Origin of the sequence: Bradyrhizobium hipponense, assembly GCF_008123965.1 — a bacterium.
GTDB classification, from domain to species: domain Bacteria; phylum Pseudomonadota; class Alphaproteobacteria; order Rhizobiales; family Xanthobacteraceae; genus Bradyrhizobium; species Bradyrhizobium hipponense.
Window position 1 is genome coordinate 1 of record NZ_VSTH01000031.1, and the last position, 20,834, is coordinate 20,834.

A 20,834-nucleotide genomic window follows, 5' to 3' on the forward strand; every position below is an offset into this window, starting at 1 on the left:
CGCAGCGAAGCAATCCAGACCGCCTCCGCGGATGCATTTCTGGATTGCTTCGTCGCAAGGGCTTCTCGCAATGACGGAGTATGTGGAAGCGCCGTTCGCCTCTTCCAGCCGCCGTGGGAACGCTCTAATCTCGCCCCCATGTCCGCACCTGAAATCAGGCCCACGACCGAGGCCGACCTTCCCGCCATCACCGCCATCTACGAGCATGCGGTCCGCCACGGCACCGCGACCTTCGAGCTGGAGCCGCCCGACCTTACCGAGATGACGCGCCGCTATCGCGCGCTGATCGACGGCGGCTATCCCTATTTCGTCGCCATGCTCGACGGGCGCGTCGCCGGCTATGCCTATGCCGGCGCGTACCGGCCCCGGCCGGCCTATCGTTTCACGGTCGAGAACTCGATCTATCTCGATCCGTCCTTCCACCGTCGCGGCATCGGGCTATTGTTGCTGGAACGGCTGATCATCGAATGCGAGGCCCGCGGGTTCCGCCAGATGATCGCGGTCATCGGCGATTCCGCCAATGCCGGCTCGATCGCCGTGCATACCAAGGGCGGCTTCCAGATGATCGGCACGCATCCCAGTGTCGGGCTGAAGTTCGGCCGCTGGCTCGATACGGTGATGATGCAGCGCGATCTTGGCGAAGGCGCGAGCACGGTACCGGGGAAGTAAGCTCGGTCTTGTAGGGTGGGCAAAGGCGCGCAGCGCCGTGCCCACCGTCTCTCCGTGATCCCGTTGGTAGGTGGTGGGCACGCTTCGCTTTGCCTACCCTACGCCGCTCTAAACCACCGCCAGCTTGCGGTCGATCACCAGTAGCACACGCTCCAGCTCATGGCCGCGGCGCAGGATCAGGCCGGTCGCAGAGATCACGCTGTACATGCCCTGCTTGCGCGCAAGCCTCGGGTCTTTCTCGATGCGATAGATCGGTACCTCGGAAGCGCGGCGAAAGACCGAGAACACGGCACGGTCCTTGAGGAAGTCGATGGCGTAGTCGCGCCACTCACCGTCGGCGACCATGCGGCCGTAGAGATTGAGGATGCGGTGCAGCTCGAGCCGATTGAACGTCACCCGGCCAGGCTGGGCATTGGCAGCGGCCGGACGCGCCACCGCGCGCTGCTCGCTCGGATCGGCATCCTCCGACATCAGACCCATGGAGCGCCTCCTGTTGCAGAGCATAGTCGCGTCCGCGAAGACCGTCCTCGGAACCGCGGATCATGACGGCTGCATGATTGCGCCAACGGTTCGCCTCTGCAAGGGGCTCCCGCCCAAACCGGCCAATCAGGCGCCAACCAGCCCACACGCAACAGTGGAACTTCCCAGCGGCAAACCGTCACGGGATCGTTAGCGAGAATCATAGTATCGCCGCTTTTCCGCCTAGCGACTGCCGCCCTGCATTGCGAAAAGATAGGTGTGCGTTGACCCGGTCCTTTCGGTTCCGGATTCCTCAGCCCCCAGCCCCCCGGGGTCGTCAGGATCGGGTCTGTACGCGCGACAAGGAGGGCCAACGCAAGTTGGTCCTTTTTTGTTTGTGCCGGGATGTGTCCTGCTTGCTGTCATTCCGGGGTGCGCAAACGCGCGAGCCCGGAATCCATCGATCCATTTTCCGAGATGAGAAATGGATTCCGGGTTCGCGTTCGCACGCCCCGGAATGACGAGAGACCAAGTTTCCTGGGACGGGCTTACGCGCACTCTTTCCCCTTATCCTGAGGGCCGCGCCTGCGCGGCGTCTCGAAGGATCGAGGCCGAGCTGCATCGGCCGGACCTGCATGGTTCGAGACGCGCGCAAGGGCGCGCTCCTCATCATGAGGATTGCGAGCGAGTACGACGCTTGGGGATCGAAGACGCTTGGGGAGAATCGAATCAGTGCAGCGACAGCGACGTATACGCGGCGCCCAGCATCGGTCCCGGCTTCTCGTGGCTGCCGTCCTGGACATAGACCACCGCACCGTCGACACCGTCGCGGGTGAGGTTTTCGATCGGCACCGTCCAGCTTTCCGACTGTCCGGTCCAATCACCGACCTTGAGCAGGTTGCGCACGACGTTGTGATAGGTGACCTGCTGCCCGCGATTTTCGCCGCGGGTGATTGTGATCGGCACCGACCTGGCGACCGAGCAGATCCAGACCTCGCCGTGCGAGACCACAGGCTCCTTGCTCGCGGCCACCGAGACGTTGATCTGCTTGCCCGAAAGCGACATCGATACCGGCACGCTCATCACGCCGGGGCCCTTGTCGGTCTTGCCGATGGCGCTTTCGATGCCGGCACGGTCGCTGCCGATGACGTGCGTGGAGCCGTTGACCACGGCCTGCGGCGTATAGACCTCGCGGTCCCCGCGCATGCGCGAATAGGCGCGCTGGCGTGCAGAGAAGCGCGAATCCGCCAGCGTGTCCTTCCAGCCGAGATAGTCCCAATAATCGATCGGCATGCTCAGCGCGATGATCGAGGGGTCACTGGAGAGGTCGCCGATGATCTTGTCGGCAGGCGGGCAGGATGAGCAGCCCTGCGAGGTGAAGAGCTCGACCACCGCGCGAGGGTCAGCCTCGGCAGGACGGATGACGGCGACGATCGCACAGATACCAAGTGCTCCCGACCAGAGGGCACCGGACCAACGCGAAACCAGATGGGAAGCCGTCATTGCTGTCATGTCGTACGCCGCACACCATTGCTCGTGAGAAGGGAAATTTTACCGCCGGATGGTCACCTTAGTCTTACGGACGCGTCACATTCAAACGCCCAGGCAACCATCCAAGGCGAGATATTTCGCCGGGCGGGCCGTCTGAAGCTGCCGCAAACGCGCGAAGGCGGCCTTGTGATAGGCCGCCTTCGTTTAACCTTCTACTCACTTCGCAGTGAGCCACTGATCACAAATCCGCGCTCACGCCGCGAGTTTGCGCAGCACATAGTGCAGGATCCCGCCGTTGCGGTAGTAGTCGAGCTCGTCCAGCGTATCGATGCGACAAAGCAGCGAAACGCGCTGCAGCGAGCCGTCGCCGGAGACGATTTCCGCGGTCAGCTTCTGACGCGGCTTCAAATCGCCGGCGAGGCCGCGCAGCGTGACCTTCTCGTCACCCTTCAGACCGAGCGACGACCAGGAGGTACCTTCCTCGAAGGTCAGCGGCAGCACGCCCATTCCGACCAGGTTGGAGCGGTGGATGCGCTCGAAGCTCTGGCAGATCACGGCGCGGACGCCGAGCAGGCGGGTGCCCTTCGCCGCCCAGTCGCGCGATGAGCCATTGCCGTATTCGGCGCCGGCAAACACCACCAGCGGCACCTGCTCCTGCTGGTACTTCATCGCGGCATCGTAGATCGACATCTGCTCGCCGTCGGGCCAATGCTTGGTGAGACCGCCTTCGGGAATGTTGCCATCGGCGCCCTTGAGCATGAAGTTCTTGATGCGGATGTTGGCGAAGGTGCCGCGCATCATCACTTCATGGTTGCCGCGCCGCGTGCCGTACTGGTTGAAGTCGGCGGGGCGCACCTGGTGCTCGCTGAGATACTTGCCCGCGGGCGAGGTGAGCTTGATCGAACCGGCCGGCGAAATGTGGTCGGTGGTGATCTTGTCGCCGAACATGGCGAGGATGCGCGCCTCGACGATATCGGTGACCGGCTCCGGCTCCTTCTTCATGCCGTCGAAATAGGGCGGGTTCTGCACATAGGTCGAGCTCATGTTCCAGCGGTAGGTCTCGCTCTCGACCGTCTTGATCTTGCGCCAGTTGGTGTCGCCCTTGAACACGTCGGCGTACTTCTTCTTGAAGATCGACGCGGTCACGAACTTCTTCATGAAGGCGTTGATCTCCTTGGTCGTCGGCCAGATGTCCTTGAGGTACACCGGCTTGCCGTCCTTGCCTTCGCCGAGCGGCTCGACGGCAAGGTTCTTGGTCACGCTGCCGGCCAGCGCGTGGGCGACGACGAGCGGCGGCGAGGCCAGGTAGTTCGCCTGCACGTCCGGCGAGACGCGGCCCTCGAAGTTGCGGTTACCGGAGAGCACGGCTGCTGCGACGATGCCATTGTCGTTGATCGACTTCGAGATCTCCTCGGGCAGCGGACCGGAATTGCCGATGCAGGTGGTGCAGCCGAAGCCAACCAGGTTGAAGCCGACCTTGTCGAGGTCGGTCTGGAGACCGGAATCGGCGAGATAGGCCGCGACCACCTGGCTGCCCGGGGCAAGCGAGGTCTTCACCCACGGCTTTGCCTTGAGGCCCTTGGCTACAGCGTTACGCGCCAGCAGTCCGGCGCCGATCAGCACGCTCGGATTCGAGGTGTTGGTGCAGGAGGTGATGGCGGCGATGACGACGTCGCCGTGGCCGATATCGAACTTCTTGCCCTCGACCGCGAAGCGTTTTGCGGGCTCCTCCGCCTTCTTGTACTCGGTGCTGAGCGCGAGCGAAAACCCTTCGGCCACCGCGGGTAGCGCGATGCGGCCTTCGGGGCGCTTTGGGCCGGCCATCGAGGGCACGACGTCGCCGAGGTCGAGCGTGAGGGTCTCGGTGAACACCGGGTCCGCCGACTTGGCGGTGCGGAACAGGCCCTGCGCCTTGGCATAGGCCTGCACCAGCGCGACACGCGCCGACGCTCGGCCGGAGGTCTTGAGATAATCGATCGCGGCAGCGTCGACCGGGAAGAAACCGCAGGTCGCGCCGTATTCGGGCGCCATGTTGGCGATGGTCGCCTTGTCGGCGACCGAGAGATGGTCGAGGCCGGGACCGAAGAACTCGACGAACTTGCCGACCACGCCGAGCTTGCGCAGCATCTGCGTCACGGTGAGCACGAGGTCGGTCGCGGTGACGCCTTCCTTCATCGCACCCTTGAGCTTGAAGCCGACGACGTTGGGCAGCAGCATCGACAGCGGCTGGCCGAGCATGCAGGCTTCCGCCTCGATGCCGCCGACGCCCCAGCCGAGCACGGCGAGACCGTTGACCATCGTGGTGTGGGAGTCGGTGCCGACGAGCGAGTCGGGATAGGCGACCTCGAAGGTGCCGGTCTTCTTTCCGACCGTCATCTTCTCCTTCTTGGTCCAGACCGTCTGGGAAAGATATTCGAGATTGACCTGGTGACAGATGCCGGTGCCGGGCGGTACCACGGAGAAGTTCGAGAACGCCTTCTGGCCCCACTTCAAGAACTCGTAGCGCTCCTGGTTCTGCTTGTATTCCTCGGTGACGTTCTTGCCGAAGGCCCTGTTGTCACCGAAGAAGTTCACGATCACGGAGTGGTCGATGACAAGATCGACCGGCACCAGCGGATTGATCTTCTCCGCATCGCCGCCGAGCTTCTGCATCGCGTTGCGCATCGCGGCGAGATCGACCACCGCCGGCACGCCGGTAAAATCCTGCATCAGCACGCGGGCGGGACGGAACGCGATCTCATGCTCAAGCGACTTCTTGCGCAGCCATTTCGATACCGCGACGATGTCCGCTTTCTTGACCGAGCGGCCGTCCTCATTGCGCAAGAGGTTCTCGAGCAGGACCTTCATCGAATAGGGAAGCTTGGAAATTCCCTTCAAACCATTCTTCTCGGCCGTGGGCAGGCTGTAATAGACATAGGTCTTGGCGCCGACCTTGAGGGTCTTTTTGCATTTGAAGCTGTCGAGCGAGGTCATGAAGGGAATCCCAATTGTTAGTTATACCCGGCAAGGGGTATTTTAACACCGTCAGCGAGTCCGGCCGGGTCGCTTGCAGGGGCAGGTTGAGTTGCTGCATCAAGTAGTTCCGGGCTTATAGAAGCTTTCTAACCGCGCCGCCACAGCCACAATCGTACCGCAGCAATTCGCGAGCCAAAAATTCTGATGCGCTACCCCAAGATTTACTTAGGGTTTCCGTGGGGCCTCTCTTGAGAGCTTCAGCACGCGGAGAAATGCGGCTTTGCGGCAGCGGGCTCACATGCGTGCGGGGCGGCCGCGAGGTGTTTACCGGGCTCGATTTCGACGCGGCGGCCGGGGAAGCAATCGCCGTCGTCGGCCGCAACGGATCGGGCAAGACGTCGCTGCTGCGGCTGATCGCGGGCCTGCTCATTCCGGCCGGCGGCACGATCGCACTGGCGGGGGGCGATGCCGAGCTGACGCTGCCCGAGCAGTGCCACTATCTCGGCCATCGCGATGCCCTGAAGCCGGCGCTGAGCGTGGCGGAAAACCTGTCATTCTGGGCTGATTTCCTGGGCGGAGAGCGTTTTGACGCGGCCGAGAGCCTCGCCGCCGTCGGCCTCGACCACGCCAGCGATCTGCCAGCCGCGTTCCTGTCGGCGGGACAGCGCCGCCGGCTCTCGCTGGCCCGCCTGCTCACGGTCCACCGCCCGGTCTGGCTGCTGGACGAGCCGACCACGGCGCTGGACGTCGCCGGCCAGGACATGTTCGGCGGCCTGATGCGCGACCATCTCGCCCGCGGCGGTCTGATCATCGCCGCCACCCACGCGCCGCTCGGCATCGAATCGCGCGAGCTGCGGATCGGGGGGACGGCATGAAGTTCACGCACCCTCAGTTTTCCAAGCGGCCAGGTTCTGGCCCATCCGTTCCCTCCCCCCGCTTGGGGGACGGCAATCGCCTATGGGTTTCACGGAGCTTGTCCGCGGGGTTGCTTCGCCTCTCCCGCTTGCGGGAGAGGCCGACGCGCTCGCAGAGCGCGGCGGGTGAGGGCTCTCGCCGCGCAGGGACGTTCTCCGCAATCCTCAATAATCCCGACGCGGATATACCCTCTCCCCAACCCTCCCCCGCAAGCGGGGGAGGGAGCGCACCGCCCTTGCGGCTTGATGGGAGCACCCCATGACTGCCCTCGCCGCCCTCATTCGCAGGGACATCCGGATCGCGCTTCGCGTCGGGGGCGGGGCGCTGATTGGCGTGCTGTTCTTCCTGACCGTGGTAGTGCTGATGCCGTTCGCCGTTGGACCGGACCTTGCGCTGTTGTCGCGGCTCGGGCCGGCCATTCTCTGGCTGGGGGCGCTGCTGGCCAGCCTCCTGACCCTCGACCGGCTGTTCATGGCCGACCATGAGGACGGCTCGCTCGACCTGATCGCGATGAGCCGGACACCGCTGGAACTGGCCTGTGCCGCCAAGGCGCTGGCGCATTGGCTGGCGGCCGGCCTGCCGCTGATCATCGCAACCCCCGTGCTCGGCCTGCTGCTCAACCTCGACATGGTCGCGACCGGCGCGGTGGCGCTGACGCTGCTGGCCGGCACCCCGGCCTTGACCTTCACCGGCATGATCGGCGCCGCGCTGGCGGTGACGCTGCATCGCGGCGGGCTGTTGATGGCGGTTTTGGTGCTGCCGCTGTCGATTCCCGTACTGATCTTCGGGGTTGCGGCGTCGCAGGCCGCCATCGTGGGGCCGATGTCGTTCGGCGCGCCGTTCTCGATCCTCTGCGCGCTGTCGCTGGTCAGCCTCGTGGTCGGCCCCTTCGCCGCGGCGGCGAGCCTGAAGCATGGGCTGGACTGACCTTGACCCCGATCAATTTTCGCTACGGACTTTCATGCTGATTGCCTGAGCGGCCACCGGCGATTATCAGAATACCATGACGCTGATCGACCTTGCCAATCCGACACGGTTCCTCGCGCTGACGGCGCGGGTGTTGCCGTGGCTTGCGGCCGCGACCGTCGCCCTGCTCGCGATCGGCCTCTATCAGTCCGCTGTTGCGCCCGACGATTACCAGCAGGGCGCGACGGTGAAGATCATGTTCATCCACGTCCCCAACGCCTGGCTGTCGATGTTCGTCTGGGGAGTGATGAGCATCGCCTCGCTCGGCACGCTGGTGTGGCGGCATCCGCTCGCCGACGTCGCCGCGAAGGCCGCAGCTCCGATCGGCGCCGCCTTCACCTTCCTCGCGCTGCTCACGGGATCGCTGTGGGGCCGGCCGATGTGGGGCACTTATTGGGAATGGGACGCGCGGCTGACCTCGGTGCTGATCCTGTTCCTGATGTATCTCGGGTTGATGGCGTTGTGGCGCGCGGTCGACGATCCCGCGCGCGCCGCCCGCGCCGCGGCAGTGCTGACCCTGGTCGGCGCGATCAACCTGCCCATCATCAAGTTCTCGGTCGACTGGTGGAACACGCTGCACCAGCCGGCCTCGGTGATGCGCATGGGCGGCCCGGCGCTCGACAGATCGTTCCTGATTCCGCTGCTGGTGATGGCGATCGCGTTCACGCTGCTGTTCGTCACGCTGCACCTGGCGGCGATGCGCAACGAGATCCTGCGCCGCCGAGTCCGCTCGCTGCAAATGATCCAGGCGAGCCGTATAGCGTTTTCGAGCGAATTGGGCGCCGGTCCGCGTGAAGGCAGCGCGTCAAAAGGAGCCGGGACAGCATGATGACATCGCTCGGCCCCTACGCGTCCTTCATCGTGACATCCTACGCCGCCGCGGCCCTCGTGGTGGCGATCCTGATCGGCTGGGTCGTGCTCGACCATCGCAGCCAGACCCGGCGCCTGCGCGAGCTTGATCGCAGCGGCATCACTCGTCGCTCGGGCCGCAGCGCGACGGATACGCCAAGAACGATCACAAGAACGATCACATGAGCGATCAATCGACTTCCGCGACGCCGCAGCGACGCACCTTCCTGATGGTGCTGCCGTTGATCGCCTTCCTCGTCCTGGCGCTGCTGTTCTGGTTGCGGCTCGGCAGCGGCGATCCCTCGCGCATCCCTTCGGCGCTGATCGGGCGGCCGGCGCCGCAGACCATGTTGCCGCCGCTCGATGGGTTGCAGGACAACGGCGCGCCAGTGCCGGGCCTCGATGCGGCCGCGTTCAAAGGCAAGGTGAGCCTGGTCAATGTCTGGGCGTCGTGGTGTGTGCCCTGTCATGACGAGGCGCCGCTCTTGACCGAGCTGGCAAAGGACAAGCGCTTCCAGCTCATCGGCATCAACTACAAGGATGCACCGGACAACGCGCGGCGCTTCCTCGGCCGCTACGGCAATCCGTTCGGCCGCGTCGGCACTGACGCCAATGGCCGCGCCTCGATCGAATGGGGAGTGTACGGCGTGCCCGAGACCTTCGTCGTCGGACGCGAAGGCACCATTGTCTACAAGCTGGTCGGACCGATCACGCCGGACAATTTGCGGACCGTCCTGCTGCCGCAGCTGGACAAGGCGTTGAAATAGGAAAGTATCGTCATGCCCCGCGAAGGCAGGGCATGACCGTTTTTGGTGAAGAGCTCAGCTTACGCTACAGCTTCCTTGGCCTTCTCCGCGCGCTTGCGCTCGTTCGGGTCGAGGTGCTTCTTGCGCAGGCGGATCGACTTCGGCGTGACCTCGACGAGCTCGTCGTCCTCGATATAGGCGAGCGCCTTTTCCAGCGTCATCCGGATCGGCGGCGTCAGGCGCACCGCTTCGTCCTTCGACGTGGTGCGGATGTTGGTGAGCTGCTTGCCCTTGAGCACGTTGATCTCGAGATCGTTGTCGCGGGTGTGCTCGCCGACGATCATGCCCTTGTAGACCTTCCAGCCCGGTTCGATCATCATCGGACCGCGGTCTTCCAGCTTGAACATGGCGTAGGCCACCGCGTCGCCCTGGTCGTTGGAGATCAAGACGCCGTTGCGGCGGCCCTGGATCTCGCCCTTGTAGCCGGCGTAGCCGTGGAAGATGCGGTTCATGATCGCGGTGCCGCGGGTGTCGGTCAAAAGCTCGCCCTGATAGCCGATCAGGCCGCGGGTCGGCGCGTAGAACACCAGCCGCAGGCGGTTGCCGCCGGAGGGGCGCATCTCGATCATCTCGGCCTTGCGCTCGCTCATCTTCTGCACGACGACGCCGGAATGCTCCTCGTCGACGTCGATCACGACCTCTTCGATCGGCTCCTGCCACGCACCGGTGGCCTCGTCCTTCTGCAGCACGACGCGCGGACGCGACACCGAGAGCTCGAAGCCCTCGCGGCGCATGGTTTCGATCAGGATCGCGAGCTGCAATTCGCCGCGGCCGGAGACTTCCATCGCGTCCTTGTCGGAGGCTTCGACGACGCGTAGCGCGACATTGCCTTCGGCCTCGCGCAGCAGGCGGTCGCGGATCATGCGCGAGGTCACCTTGTCGCCTTCGGTGCCGGCGAGCGGCGAGTTATTGACGATGAACGACATCGACACGGTCGGCGGATCAATCGGCTGTGCCGGCAGCGGCACCTCGACGGAGGGATCGCAGAAGGTGTCGGCGACGGTGCCCTTGGTGAGGCCCGCAATCGCAACGATGTCGCCGGCATCGGCTTCATCGAGCGGCGTGCGCTCGATGCCGCGGAATGCCAGGATCTTGGTGATGCGGCCCTGCTCGATGGTCTTGCCGTCGGCGCCCAGGACCTTCACGGCCTGGTTCGGCTTGATCGAGCCCGAAGTGATGCGGCCGGTGATGATGCGGCCGAGATAGGGGTTGGCTTCGAGGATGGTGCCGATCATGCGGAACGGGCCTTCCTCGACGGTCGGCGGCGCGACATGGCGCACGATCAGGTCGAACAGCGGCTGCATACCGGCATCGTGGGAGCCGTCGGGGCTCTCAGCCATCCAGCCCTGCTTGGCCGATCCATACAGAATCGGGAAATCGAGCTGCTCCTCGCTGGCGTCGAGCGCCGCGAACAGGTCGAACACCTCGTTGATGACTTCGGTCGGGCGCGCGTCGGGGCGGTCGACCTTGTTGATGACGACGATTGGCTTGAGACCGACCTTGAGCGCCTTGGAGACCACGAACTTGGTCTGCGGCAGCGGGCCTTCCGCGGCGTCCACCAGCACCAGCGCGCCATCCACCATGTTGAGGATGCGCTCGACCTCGCCGCCGAAATCGGCGTGGCCGGGGGTGTCGACGATGTTGATGCGGGTATCCTTCCACTGCACCGACGCCGCCTTGGCCAGAATGGTGATGCCGCGCTCGCGCTCCAGATCGTTGGAGTCCATGGCGCGCTCAGTGACCTTCTGGTTCTCGCGATAGGTCCCGGATTGCTGGAGCAGGCGGTCGACGAGCGTGGTTTTGCCGTGGTCGACGTGGGCGATGATGGCAACGTTGCGGAGGTTCATGAGTGAGCTTCTTTGCGGTCGAACAATGGGTTAAGCGCGATCTCGCCGGTCGGACCGGGACCTCTTCTCGGACAACGCTGGAAACAGGAAAACGGGCGCTTTCCGCCCTAAAAGGAGGCCCGGCTATTTCGACCGGGCACCCTGCGTTGCGGCGCAATATATGCAAAAAACGCCAAAAAACAATGCGTTCTTTCGCGGTTGGTTGACTGAATTTTGTCCGGGAATTCCCGGGGCTTAGGGCCGGCCCTGGGCTTAATCCGGGCCATGGCGCCGCAAATGACCGCCCGATCAGCCCAGCGCCGAGCTGCGATCCACTAGCTCGGCCACTTTGGTACACGGACGCGTCTGCCGATGGGCTGGAAGCCGCTAGGGATGCGCGGATCCTGACATCGGCTTCAGGCGGATTTCGGATCCAGCGTGGTCGACCACAGCGCAACATCGGCACGGTCGCGTAAGGTCACCGTCATCTGGCCGGAGGCGCCGTCGATCTTGACGTGACCGAAGAACTGCATGCCGGCGGATGGCGGCAGGTTCTGGTTGCCCTTCCCCGGCGCCTTGATGAAGCGCACCTCCGGTCCAAAGGTGTTGTCGAGCGCATTCGGACCGAAAGTGCCCGCATGCAGCGGGCCCGAGACGAATTCCCAGAACGGCTCAAAATCCTGGAACTGCGCCTTGTTCGGATCGTAATAATGCGCAGCGGCGTAGTGCACATCCGCGGTCAGCCACACCGTGTTGCTGATCGGCGCCATCTTGATGAAGCGCAGGATGTCGGCGATCTCGAATTCGCGGCCGCGTACCGGACCGTCGCCTTGCGCAAAAGCCTCCGAACCGCCTTTCGGCGTGTCCGATACGATTAGGCTGAGCGGCATGTCGGAGGCAATCACCTTCCAGGTGGCGCGCGAGTTGAGCAGGCCGCGCTTGAGCCAGGCGATCTGGTCGGGGCCGAGGAAGTAGCTGGCGGGACCGTAAGCGGTGTCGAGATTGGCGCCGTTCGGGCCGCGATAGCTGCGCTCGTCGAGCACGAACACGTCGAGATGCGGGCCGTAGGAAATCTGCCGATAGACCCGGCCCGGCTCATTGATGCTCTCGCGCATCGGATACATCTCGTGGAAGGCGCGGCCCGCGCGGGCCGCGAGCAGCATGACGTCGCGCTCCTTGTAGATCGCCGGCAGCTCCTTCGACAGCGACCAGTTGTTGGTCACCTCGTGATCGTCCCACTGCACGAAGATCGGCACCTCGGCATTGAAGGCGCGAAGATTGTCGTCAGTGAGATTGTATTTGTGCGCGGCACGGTACTCGTCCAGCGTCTCGGCGACCTTTGCCTTCTCGGGGATCGTGACATTCTTCCAGATCTTGCCGTCGGCGAGCTTCACCTCGGATGCGATCGGGCCGTCGGCATAGATCGTATCGCCGGAATGCAGGAAGAAATCCGGACGGTGTTTGCGCATCGCTGCGAAGGTGAACATGCCGCCGTCATCGGGATTGATGCCCCAGCCTTGGCCGGCGACATCGCCGCCCCAGACGAAGCTGACGTCGCGGCGATCGGACGGAGCGGTGCGGAAGCGGCCGACCACCGGCTCGCCCTCGATTGCGGTGTGCGAGAGATCGCGGAAGCGGACGCGGTAGAAGATATCCTGTCCGCTGGGAAGATCCTCGATCAGCATCTTCGCCGTGAAGTCGCTCTCGGGCATTGCTGCGACCGGCGGCAGCGCACGGGCGTCCTTGAATGACTCCGTCGTCGCCACCTCGACCAACATGTGCGAGGGACGGTCGGCCCGCGCCCAGACCACGCCGCCATCGACAGTGACGTCGCCGGACTGCACGCCATGGGTCACCAGCGGCCGGTCGGCCGCGCGCGACAGGCGAGGCATGGCGAGCGCACCGAGCGCACCGGCGCTGGTGGCGAGGAAACGGCGGCGGGAGAATTTGAGCTTCATGGGAGATGGTCCCGATATCGCGCTGGACGGCTGGCGAGGCGCAAGCCGTCACGATGAACTCAGACGCTATATTGAGACAATGTGACGCAGCGATTACGCGCAAGCGTTTACGCGTTGCCGGCGGCCCGGAATTGCCCGGCGGCGCGTTGCAGGTTCTGCGGCAGGCTGAACAGCACCGCCTTGCGATCGGCCACCGCGGCGTGGAACTGTTCGAGCACGATGTTGAAGGCGGTGAGCGCGCTTTCCTCGATCGCGCCGTGATCGAAGCAGTGCAGCGTATCGCGCAGGATCTCGTCGGCTTCGGTCTGCATCTGATCGAGCTCTTCGGTCGTTTCGCTCTTCCGCGCTGCGGCGATCATGTCGAAAAGCCTTTCGCGCAGATGGCTGTTGGTGTTGCGCTCATCCTTTTTCAGGTAGCCGGCGAACCATGCGCCGAGCGAGCCCATGGCCGAGAGCGCCATCAGGCTCCACCAGATGTAATCGCTGTATTTGTCCAGGAAGGTCTTTTCCTCGCCGTCGACGAAGGCAGCGGCACCGGGATGCACGGGAATCACGGCATCCTTGTCGGTGTCGGGCGTTTCGATCTTGGCGGCGAGCGGGAACTCCGTCACCAGCTGCTGGCGCACCGCGAAAAGCTGACGCGTGAACGCCGCGACGGTGGTCTCCGACAAGGCTTTGCGCGCCACGATGTGATGCGAGAAGCTGATGGTCTTGACCTCGTCGTCGGGACGATCGGGCGAGCCGCCGTAGGTGCCGGCGGGAATTTCAGCCGCCTCATAGACCGGATGGTTCTGAGCAATCGCATCGGCGGAATCGATCGCGAGAAAGGTCGGCGTTCCGACATCCTTTGTGGAGGCCGCAATTGCTTCCGCCGTGATCTTGCTGTTGACTGGACCTGCGGCGAGATAGGCATCGACCTTCTGGGTGCGGATCGCCTCGGCGGCTTCATTGGCCGGGAATTGCACGATCTCGACCTTGGCGGGATCGACACCGTATTGCTGGAGGACCACCTTAAGCAGGTTGACGTTGGCCTGGGTGCGGCCGACCACGCCGACGCGATGGCCGGCGAGCTGCGCGATCTTGGTGATCTTGGCGCCCTTCTTCTTGCCCTTGCCGGGCACGGACCACAGCACCACGACGTTCTTGCGCAGGGTCGCAACGGCCTGCGCGTTCTTCGGCACGTCGAGATCGCCGCGGACGATGGCGAGATCGGCCTTGCCCTCCGCCAGCAATGCGGCGCTCGCGGTGGCGCCGTCGGTCTGGATCGGACGTAGCCGCACATAGCTCTTGTTCTGCGCGAAGGCCTGGGTCAGCGCCTGCACGACCTTGACGTCATCACTGTTGGCCGGCCCGACCGCGACTTTGAGTATCACCGGCCGCATCGCGAAGTAGTAGCCACCGACAAGCGCGCCGAGGATCGCGAGCACGAGCGCGAGAGTCACGAGTGCCGTCTTCCGCGCCGCGGATCGCGGCGAAGGCGGAGAGGGCGCTTCGGCCAGGTCCAATCCCCCGGTCATCGATCTCCCAAACAAGCGCTTGAGGCTCAATTTCATCTTGGCCAGCGATTTACGCTGGCAACTGTAGCAAATTTCTTGTCCGGCGGGGTTACATTCCCTTCATGGTTAGCGGATCGACGAAATCCCGATGAACCGGGACCGTCCGTGCGGAGTTAGGGTAAAGTTCCCCTGAATGACGGAGGCGATCATGGCAGAGCGGCTAACGGCGGAGGCGCGCAAGCAGGCGCTGGGCGACATAGCGGGCTGGACCGAGGTTCAAGGCGAGCTTCAAGGCCGCGACGCCATCGGGAAGACCTTCATCTTCAAGGATTTCAACGAGGCTTTCGGTTTCATGACCCGCGCGGCGCTGATCGCCGAGAAGATGGACCACCACCCCGAATGGCGCAACGTCTACAAGACAGTCGAGGTGGTGCTTTCCACCCATGACGCCGGCGGCGTGACGGAGCTCGACATCAGGCTCGCCAAGGCAATGAACGCCATCGCCAAGCTGACACCGGGCTGACGTCTTGCAGCGACCAGGCGCATCCCCATGTTGTGACCAGCACCGGATGCGGCGATCCGCCGTCCCTGGCTGAACGGGGAGTTTTTCGACATGGCCGCCGAACACAGCGTCGGCTTCGAGCCGGCCGATCGGCTCGCGGAAGACCGGGAGAGCGTGCGCCGCCGCTTCTGGCGCAAGCTGAAGCGCGTCGCCGCGCATCTGCCGTTCGCCGAAGATCTGGTCGCTGCCTATTACTGCGCGTTCGACAAAGCGACGCCGCGCCATGTCCAGGCATCCCTGTTAGGCGCGATCGCCTATTTCATCCTGCCGTTCGACTTCGTCCCCGACGTGATGCCGATCCTCGGCTTCACCGACGACGCCGCCGTGCTCGCCACTGCCATTCGCATGGTCGCCAGCCACATCACGACCGAACACCGCGAAGCCGCCCGCGCCGCGCTGAAGCGTGGGGTGGATGGGGCGGGAGCGGCGTAGCGAGCCATTTGCTCTGTTGTCATTCCCTGCGACCCCGCTCCGCCAAGGCTTCGCCGGGGTTGAGGTCCAGGGGCGCCGAAGCTTTAGCGAAGGCGTCAGGCGGGGAATCCGGTACGCCGCGGCTTCTCGATTCAATCACTGACGTCACGGAGTACTGGATCGCCCGGTCAAGCCGGACGATGACATCGAGTGCGTGACCAGCCGCTACTTCTTCTGCCCCCGCGCATTCTCCGCGTCCCAGGTCTGGAATTGCTTGAACAGCGTTTCCTTGTCCGCGTCGGACACCTTTGCGCCCGCGGCGCTCTGCTTCAGGAACGCCTCGAAGCGCTGCTGCGTCACCGGCTCGACGCCGTGCCGGTCGAGCCATTGCTGCGCCACCGGCAATCTATTCCAGCCCGTCAGGGGTGCCGCGAGCGAGACTTCCTTCCACTTGGGATGGAAAGGCGGGTTCTGCAGCGTCGGGAATTTCGTGAAGAACGCATCCACGAACAGCGCAAGCTTGCGGTAGCGCTCGGTGTTGGGCGCCCAATTATAGGCCGCGAGCACCGCCGGCACAGCAATGGTGTCCACGCTCTCGCCGTCCTTGATCAGGTTCGGATAGTCCTTGGCGGTCAGCGTCGCGGGCAGATAGTCGCCCTGTAGCGGCTTTGCATAATCCACGCGCGCGAGGTGGAAGCGACCGTCATTGCCGAAGGTCGAGACTGACTTGTACGGTTTGCCGCCGACCACGATGACGGCGTCGATCTCGCCGCCCTTCAGTTTCTCCATCGCGATGCGCTGCTCGACATAGACGAATTTCGCCTTGATCCCGAGCCGCTCGAACACGGTGAGCGCGGTGACGAAGGTGCCGCCGTTCGGCAGGTCGACGCTGACCGTCTTGCCTTCCAGATCCTGTAGGGTCGCGACCGATTTCGGCGCGATCACCTGCATCTCTTCGTTGTAGAGCTTGGACACATAAGTGAACTGCCGCTTGATGTCCTTGGCGAAGCCCTTGCGTTCGAGATAGTCGAGCGTGTCGGCGCGCACGACGCCGAGGTCGACGCCTTGCAGGAACAGGATGTCGGCAACGCTCTGTACCGAGCCTCGGCCGACGATTGGCAGCACGCGGATCTTGTTGCCGTCGTCGAGCACGGAGGCGAGGTCGGCGCCGAATTGCACATAGGTGCCGCCGATCGTGCCGGTGATCACCGTGACGGTGTTGGCGTTCAGCGCCTGCTTGGTTGAGGTCGAGCCGAACTGGAAGATGGCTTTCAGGCCGTCCGAGACTTTGGCCGGGTCATATTCGGCCTGCTCGGCGCGTGCCGCGAAGGCACAGATGGTCATGATGGCGGCAAGCGCCATTCCCAAAGCGTTACGCATGATGTCCCCTAAACAGTTCTAGTTCTGAAGCTGGGCAAGGCGCTGCCGCGCCTCCGCCGATCCGAGTTCCGCGGCCTTTTGGTACCAGTCGCGCGCGGCGGTCGCGTCAGCGGAGATGCGCCGCGCGTCGCTGGTGCCGAGCACGGCCGGGTCATAGGTCTGCGCCAGCAGAAACGCGGCCGTTGCATCCTGTGCATTGGCCGCGCGTTCGAGAAGCAGACGCGCCGCGGCAATGTCGCCGACCGCCAACAGACTCTTCGCGCGCGCCATCAGCCCGGCCAGCGTGTCGGCATCGAGTGTCCTGGCGGGCGGAGGGGGCGCAAGTGGCTCCGCGACCGGCGCGGGCAAAGCCATGGGCGTTTGGGCTTGCAGCGCGGTCTGATAGGCGGTCGCGATCGCTTCGCGGCTCGGCGTTGACGGTGCAGGGAGATCCTGTGCGTCAGCGCTCGCCAGCCGTGTGTCGGTCGCCGCGCGCGCCAGATCCTCGCGCGGGGTCTGCGGTACGGCCGGCGCGTTAGCCGACGCCATCGCCTGGTCCAGCGCGACGCCCGCCAAGCCACCGGCATCGGCGAAGATGCTGCTAAGGTCGGACTGAAACAGCGCGGCCAGAATTACCAGAGTGGATGCCGCGAGAGCGGCAGCGACAACGCGCCGGACAAGTCTGGCTCGGGGAGGCGGCCCCAGCGGGGTATATTCGCCTGGGTCCGGCGCACCGAGCGGATCGGACAGGAATAGTGGAATTGGATCGTCCGGTGACAGATCGACCCGTGCGGCGCGCGCACGGACATAGGACGCAACGGACGAATGTGATGCAGCTTGATCGGAATCGAACGCCCTCGATTCCCTGGACGGGCGGTGCGCCGTCGTCTCCATGGTGATGCTCCCCATACCTCACGCAACGCAGGGGCATTCGGCTTCAGTCTTTTTGTTGTTGTCCAGAAGTTCCCCGCAAACTGGAGCCGGTAAATCGCAGTTTGAATCCGCCCAAAAAGCGACCGCGATTTGTGCGAATCGGGAGATATTGGGGTTTGATTAGGGCGACGCGGGGAATGCACCGCAATTTTGGCGGCAATGGTTGACGATGTTTTACCATCTGACGGCGAACAAAAAAGCCGGCGCAGCTTCAGCGACGCCAGCGTTTCGCGTGACGACAATTGTATGCGGCGACGGCGGCGTCGCCTGCATCCTCACGGATGCAAAATCACCTTGCCCATCGCCTGACGCCCCGCGAGCACCTTCAGCGCGTCCGCGGTCTGCGCCAAGGGGAAGGTGCGATCGACATGCGACGAGATTTTTCCTTCCGCCGTCCACCTTACGAGCTTCTCGAGATTGGCGCGATTCTTCTCCGGGTTGAGCCGCGTCCACGCGCCCCAGAACACGCCGCGGATGTCACAGCCCTTCAGCAGCGCGAGGTTCAGCGGCATTTTCGGAATGTCGCCGGCGGCAAAGCCGATCACGAGGAAGCGGCCTTCCCAGGCGATCGAGCGCAACGCCTGCTCGGCGTAAGCACCACCGACCGGATCGAAGATGATATTGACACCCTTGCCGCCCGTGAGCCTGCGCAGGCCTTCCTTGAGATCTTCCTTGCCGTAGTTCAGCGTCAGCTCGGCGCCATGCGCCTTGGCGAATTCAAGCTTCTCGTCCGACGAGGCGCAGGCGATCACCTTCAAGCCCATTAGCTTGCCGAGCTCGCAAGCCGCCAGGCCAGTGCCACCGGCCGCGCCGAGCACCGCAAGCGTCTCGCCCGGCTTCGGGCTGGCGCGATCTTCCAGCGCATGCAGCGCAGTGCCGTAGATGATGATGATGCCCGCCGCACGATCGTAATCGAGACTATCCGGAATCTTCACGATCGATGCCGCCGGCAGCGCGATCTTTTCGCGCGCACCGTTATGGCCGCAGGACGCGACGACGCGATCGCCGACCTTCAGATCAGTGACGCCGGGGCCGATGCTTTCGATCACGCCCGCAACTTCCGCGGCCGGCGAGAACGGGAACGGTGGCTTGACCTGGTACTTGCCCTGGATCATCAGGATGTCGAAGAAGTTCAGCGCCGCCGCCTTGATCGCGATTACGGCCTCGCCGGGCCCCGCCACCGGATCCGGCATCTCAGTGAGCACGAGATCGTCGGGCTGGCAATATTGCGAGCAGAGGATGGCTTTCATGGCGGCACCTTCTTGAGAGCACGTGCTGAGACGGCACTTGGCGTTTCGATGGAATTATAGTTTGCCCGTTTCTGCCGGATTTAGGGACGCGCGACAATCCGGTTTCTTTGTCTATTGGAACGCGCCGGCCTATCCTCTCGTCATTGCGAGCGAAGCGAAGCAATCCAGAAACCGTGCCGCGGAAATAGTCTGGATTGCTTCGCTTCGCTCGCAATGACGGAGCATTTGGAAATACCAGGGATTCAAACGATGTTTGAAACAGGTCTGCTCAAGGACAAGCGCGTCCTCGTTACCGGCGGCGGCTCCGGTCTCGGCGCCGCGATGGGGCGGCGCTTCCTCGGTCTCGGCGCCGAGCTCGTCATCTGCGGCCGCAAGCTCGACCGGCTCGGGGCAACCGCGACCGAGATGCGCGCGCAGACCGGCGGCAAGGTCACGACGATTGCGTGCGACATCCGCGACGGCGCCGCCGTCGACGGCATGATGGACGCGATCTGGCATGAGGCGCCACTCGACATCCTCGTCAACAACGCTGCCGCGACCTTTATCGCGCAGAGCGAGCATCTGTCGTTCCGCGCAGCGGACGCTATCCTTGCGCCGACCCTGCATGGCGCGATGTATTGCACGCTCGCAGCCGGCAAGCGCTGGATCGAGGGCACGCACAACGGCGTCGTGCTTTCGATCCTCTCGACCTCGACCATCACCGGCCGCGCTTTCACCGTGCCCTCGGCGATGGCGAAGTCAGCGATGCTAGCGATGACCAAAAGTCTCGCAGTGGAGTGGGGCCCGAAGGGCATCCGCACCGTCGCGATCGCGCCGGGCCCGTTCCCGACCGACGGCGCCTCCGGGCAACTCCGCCCAGAGGGCCGCGATGAAGGCTGGACCGCGCGCAACCCGCTTGGCCGCACCGGCGAGCACGGCGAGCTTGCCGATCTGGCCAGCTTCCTGATTTCGGACCGCGCCGGCTACATCAACGGCGAGATGGTGGTGATCGATGGCGGCGCGCATTTGCGCAGTTCCGGCGCCGAGGACCTGCTGCACTGGACCGAGGCGCAATGGGCCGAGCAGCGCGCCGCGCGGTCCCGTGGCTAGCGGCTGCCAGCCCGCTAACTGCCTTCCCAAATTGAACTTTCCCGGCTATCCCAGAGCCGGGGACAAAGCGCGACCGGGCCATCTTCCAGTCACAATATTGAGGGAACCACTCCAGCATGTGGCGGGTGCTATCTTTTGCTTTGATGATCGGCATGGGGACGTGCGGGATTGCCGATCTTGCGCGGGCGCAGACGGCGCAACCGGCGCCGAAGGCCGCACCGAAGTCGCCGGCTCCGGCAGCAAAGACGGCCGCAAAGCCCGAGAGCAAGCCTGCGGCTCCTCCCGCGGCAGTTGCGGGCGGGGCGGAGCCGACGCTGATCGGCCAGTTCGGGACCTGGGGCGCCTATGCGGCGACCCCCAATGGCAAGAAAGTCTGCTTCGCGCTGGCAAAGCCGTCGTCATCGAAGACCAACCCGCCGAATCGGCCGCGTGACCCCGCCTATGCCTTCGTCTCGACCCGGCCGTCCGAGAAGGTGAATAACGAGGTCTCGGTCATGATCGGCTACGCGTTGAAGCCGGGCGCGGAATCGACTGCGGAGGTCGGCGGCGCCTCCTACGCCATGTACACGCAGGGCGATGGCCTCTGGATCAAAAACGCGGCCGAGGAGGAGCGCATGGTCGAAGCCATGCGCAAGTCCGCCGATCTCGTGGTCAAGGGCGTCTCGGCCAAGGGAACCGAGACGACCGACACCTTCTCGCTGAAGGGCCTCGCCCAGGCGCTGGACCGGATCTCGCAGGACTGCAAGCGTTAAGACTGCAGGCGATAAGGTCGGTTAGCTCCAATTCGGCGTTGTTTGGCGGCTCTAGAGCGCCTATTTGAAGGCTGTTTCCCCTCATGGT

The 20,834-nt window shown here is 64.2% G+C and carries 19 protein-coding genes; 10 read left to right on the forward strand and 9 right to left on the reverse strand.

Features of this window, described 5'->3' with window-relative positions; translation table 11 throughout:
- Positions 1-138: 138 nt before the first annotated feature.
- A complete protein-coding gene (locus FXV83_RS10775; RefSeq protein ID WP_148739151.1) occupies positions 139-669 on the forward strand; it encodes a GNAT family N-acetyltransferase in 531 nt (176 codons plus the stop codon).
- A gap of 108 nt (positions 670-777) precedes the next feature.
- On the opposite strand, the gene FXV83_RS10780 is transcribed toward FXV83_RS10775, so the two are convergent.
- The 3 genes from FXV83_RS10780 to acnA form a co-directional block, all read right to left on the reverse strand.
- A complete protein-coding gene (locus tag FXV83_RS10780; protein WP_148739152.1) occupies positions 778-1,149 on the reverse strand; it encodes a DUF2794 domain-containing protein in 372 nt (123 codons plus the stop codon).
- A gap of 708 nt (positions 1,150-1,857) precedes the next feature.
- Positions 1,858-2,640, reverse strand: coding sequence for a DUF1223 domain-containing protein (locus FXV83_RS10785; protein ID WP_148739153.1), 783 nt, complete (start codon positions 2,638-2,640; stop codon positions 1,858-1,860).
- 231 nt (positions 2,641-2,871) lie between these two features.
- A complete protein-coding gene (gene acnA, locus FXV83_RS10790; protein WP_148739154.1) occupies positions 2,872-5,592 on the reverse strand; it encodes an aconitate hydratase AcnA in 2,721 nt (906 codons plus the stop codon).
- A 254-nt stretch (positions 5,593-5,846) separates the two neighbouring features.
- On the opposite strand from acnA, the gene ccmA reads away from it, so the two are divergent.
- The 5 genes from ccmA to FXV83_RS10815 all read left to right on the forward strand — a co-directional run bounded on the left by ccmA (position 5,847) and on the right by FXV83_RS10815 (position 9,071).
- Entirely contained in the window at positions 5,847-6,449 is a 603-nt protein-coding gene (gene ccmA, locus FXV83_RS10795; protein WP_148739155.1) for a heme ABC exporter ATP-binding protein CcmA, read from the forward strand.
- Between the two features lie 298 nt (positions 6,450-6,747).
- Positions 6,748-7,416, forward strand: coding sequence for a heme exporter protein CcmB (gene ccmB / locus FXV83_RS10800; protein ID WP_148739156.1), 669 nt, complete (start codon positions 6,748-6,750; stop codon positions 7,414-7,416).
- A gap of 76 nt (positions 7,417-7,492) precedes the next feature.
- Positions 7,493-8,284 (forward strand): heme ABC transporter permease, encoded by a 792-nt coding sequence (locus FXV83_RS10805; protein ID WP_148739157.1) that lies wholly within the window; start codon positions 7,493-7,495, stop codon positions 8,282-8,284.
- Complete coding sequence (gene ccmD / locus FXV83_RS10810) at positions 8,281-8,490, forward strand: heme exporter protein CcmD (protein ID WP_148739158.1); 210 nt, start codon at positions 8,281-8,283, stop codon at positions 8,488-8,490. The genes FXV83_RS10805 and ccmD overlap by 4 nt, the downstream gene beginning before the upstream one ends.
- Positions 8,487-9,071 carry a DsbE family thiol:disulfide interchange protein gene (locus FXV83_RS10815; protein ID WP_148739159.1) on the forward strand — a complete coding sequence of 195 codons (585 nt, stop codon included), beginning with the start codon at positions 8,487-8,489 and terminating at the stop codon, positions 9,069-9,071. The genes ccmD and FXV83_RS10815 overlap by 4 nt, the downstream gene beginning before the upstream one ends.
- Positions 9,072-9,130: 59 nt before the next feature.
- Here FXV83_RS10815 and typA read toward each other — a convergent pair whose 3' ends face one another.
- From typA to FXV83_RS10830, 3 genes are all read right to left on the reverse strand, one after another.
- A complete protein-coding gene (typA, locus tag FXV83_RS10820) occupies positions 9,131-10,957 on the reverse strand; it encodes a translational GTPase TypA (RefSeq protein ID WP_148739160.1) in 1,827 nt (608 codons plus the stop codon).
- A gap of 395 nt (positions 10,958-11,352) precedes the next feature.
- Complete coding sequence (locus FXV83_RS10825; protein WP_148739161.1) at positions 11,353-12,894, reverse strand: alkaline phosphatase D family protein; 1,542 nt, start codon at positions 12,892-12,894, stop codon at positions 11,353-11,355.
- A gap of 107 nt (positions 12,895-13,001) precedes the next feature.
- The gene (locus FXV83_RS10830) at positions 13,002-14,447 is read right to left on the reverse strand and encodes a TAXI family TRAP transporter solute-binding subunit (protein ID WP_148739162.1); all 1,446 of its coding nucleotides are present in this window, start codon (positions 14,445-14,447) and stop codon (positions 13,002-13,004) included.
- Between the two features lie 151 nt (positions 14,448-14,598).
- On the opposite strand from FXV83_RS10830, the gene FXV83_RS10835 reads away from it, so the two are divergent.
- Entirely contained in the window at positions 14,599-14,913 is a 315-nt protein-coding gene (locus tag FXV83_RS10835) for a 4a-hydroxytetrahydrobiopterin dehydratase (protein ID WP_148739163.1), read from the forward strand.
- Positions 14,914-15,003: 90 nt separating this feature from the next.
- Positions 15,004-15,384 (forward strand): YkvA family protein, encoded by a 381-nt coding sequence (locus FXV83_RS10840; protein ID WP_148739164.1) that lies wholly within the window; start codon positions 15,004-15,006, stop codon positions 15,382-15,384.
- Between the two features lie 204 nt (positions 15,385-15,588).
- Here FXV83_RS10840 and FXV83_RS10845 read toward each other — a convergent pair whose 3' ends face one another.
- The 3 genes from FXV83_RS10845 to FXV83_RS10855 all read right to left on the reverse strand — a co-directional run bounded on the left by FXV83_RS10845 (position 15,589) and on the right by FXV83_RS10855 (position 18,905).
- Complete coding sequence (locus tag FXV83_RS10845) at positions 15,589-16,743, reverse strand: TAXI family TRAP transporter solute-binding subunit (protein WP_148739165.1); 1,155 nt, start codon at positions 16,741-16,743, stop codon at positions 15,589-15,591.
- 18 nt (positions 16,744-16,761) lie between these two features.
- Positions 16,762-17,616 carry a hypothetical protein gene (locus FXV83_RS10850; protein WP_148739166.1) on the reverse strand — a complete coding sequence of 285 codons (855 nt, stop codon included), beginning with the start codon at positions 17,614-17,616 and terminating at the stop codon, positions 16,762-16,764.
- A gap of 314 nt (positions 17,617-17,930) precedes the next feature.
- Positions 17,931-18,905, reverse strand: coding sequence for an NADPH:quinone oxidoreductase family protein (locus tag FXV83_RS10855; protein ID WP_148739167.1), 975 nt, complete (start codon positions 18,903-18,905; stop codon positions 17,931-17,933).
- Between the two features lie 249 nt (positions 18,906-19,154).
- Here FXV83_RS10855 and FXV83_RS10860 point away from each other — a divergent pair, with 249 nt between their 5' ends.
- Together FXV83_RS10860 and FXV83_RS10865 are read left to right on the forward strand one after the other, a co-directional pair.
- Entirely contained in the window at positions 19,155-19,994 is an 840-nt protein-coding gene (locus FXV83_RS10860) for an SDR family oxidoreductase (protein ID WP_148739168.1), read from the forward strand.
- 116 nt (positions 19,995-20,110) lie between these two features.
- Positions 20,111-20,746: an invasion associated locus B family protein gene (locus FXV83_RS10865; protein WP_148739169.1), complete on the forward strand. Its 636-nt coding sequence runs from the start codon at positions 20,111-20,113 to the stop codon at positions 20,744-20,746.
- Positions 20,747-20,834: the final 88 nt, after the last annotated feature.

What these genes read in the sequence shown, in the direction of transcription:
- FXV83_RS10825 (WP_148739161.1), bottom strand. Translation starts at nt 12,894, where the DNA reads ATGAAGCTCAAATTCTCCCGCCGCCGTTTCCTCGCCACCAGCGCCGGT.
- FXV83_RS10785 (WP_148739153.1), bottom strand. Translation starts at nt 2,640, where the DNA reads ATGACAGCAATGACGGCTTCCCATCTGGTTTCGCGTTGGTCCGGTGCC.
- FXV83_RS10865 (WP_148739169.1), top strand. Translation starts at nt 20,111, where the DNA reads ATGTGGCGGGTGCTATCTTTTGCTTTGATGATCGGCATGGGGACGTGC.
- acnA (WP_148739154.1), bottom strand. Translation starts at nt 5,592, where the DNA reads ATGACCTCGCTCGACAGCTTCAAATGCAAAAAGACCCTCAAGGTCGGC.
- FXV83_RS10830 (WP_148739162.1), bottom strand. Translation starts at nt 14,447, where the DNA reads ATGAAATTGAGCCTCAAGCGCTTGTTTGGGAGATCGATGACCGGGGGA.
- FXV83_RS10835 (WP_148739163.1), top strand. Translation starts at nt 14,599, where the DNA reads ATGGCAGAGCGGCTAACGGCGGAGGCGCGCAAGCAGGCGCTGGGCGAC.
- ccmD (WP_148739158.1), top strand. Translation starts at nt 8,281, where the DNA reads ATGATGACATCGCTCGGCCCCTACGCGTCCTTCATCGTGACATCCTAC.
- FXV83_RS10855 (WP_148739167.1), bottom strand. Translation starts at nt 18,905, where the DNA reads ATGAAAGCCATCCTCTGCTCGCAATATTGCCAGCCCGACGATCTCGTG.
- FXV83_RS10775 (WP_148739151.1), top strand. Translation starts at nt 139, where the DNA reads ATGTCCGCACCTGAAATCAGGCCCACGACCGAGGCCGACCTTCCCGCC.
- ccmB (WP_148739156.1), top strand. Translation starts at nt 6,748, where the DNA reads ATGACTGCCCTCGCCGCCCTCATTCGCAGGGACATCCGGATCGCGCTT.
- typA (WP_148739160.1), bottom strand. Translation starts at nt 10,957, where the DNA reads ATGAACCTCCGCAACGTTGCCATCATCGCCCACGTCGACCACGGCAAA.
- ccmA (WP_148739155.1), top strand. Translation starts at nt 5,847, where the DNA reads ATGCGGCTTTGCGGCAGCGGGCTCACATGCGTGCGGGGCGGCCGCGAG.
- FXV83_RS10840 (WP_148739164.1), top strand. Translation starts at nt 15,004, where the DNA reads ATGGCCGCCGAACACAGCGTCGGCTTCGAGCCGGCCGATCGGCTCGCG.
- FXV83_RS10805 (WP_148739157.1), top strand. Translation starts at nt 7,493, where the DNA reads ATGACGCTGATCGACCTTGCCAATCCGACACGGTTCCTCGCGCTGACG.
- FXV83_RS10845 (WP_148739165.1), bottom strand. Translation starts at nt 16,743, where the DNA reads ATGCGTAACGCTTTGGGAATGGCGCTTGCCGCCATCATGACCATCTGT.
- FXV83_RS10780 (WP_148739152.1), bottom strand. Translation starts at nt 1,149, where the DNA reads ATGGGTCTGATGTCGGAGGATGCCGATCCGAGCGAGCAGCGCGCGGTG.
- FXV83_RS10860 (WP_148739168.1), top strand. Translation starts at nt 19,155, where the DNA reads ATGTTTGAAACAGGTCTGCTCAAGGACAAGCGCGTCCTCGTTACCGGC.
- FXV83_RS10850 (WP_148739166.1), bottom strand. Translation starts at nt 17,616, where the DNA reads ATGGAGACGACGGCGCACCGCCCGTCCAGGGAATCGAGGGCGTTCGAT.
- FXV83_RS10815 (WP_148739159.1), top strand. Translation starts at nt 8,487, where the DNA reads ATGAGCGATCAATCGACTTCCGCGACGCCGCAGCGACGCACCTTCCTG.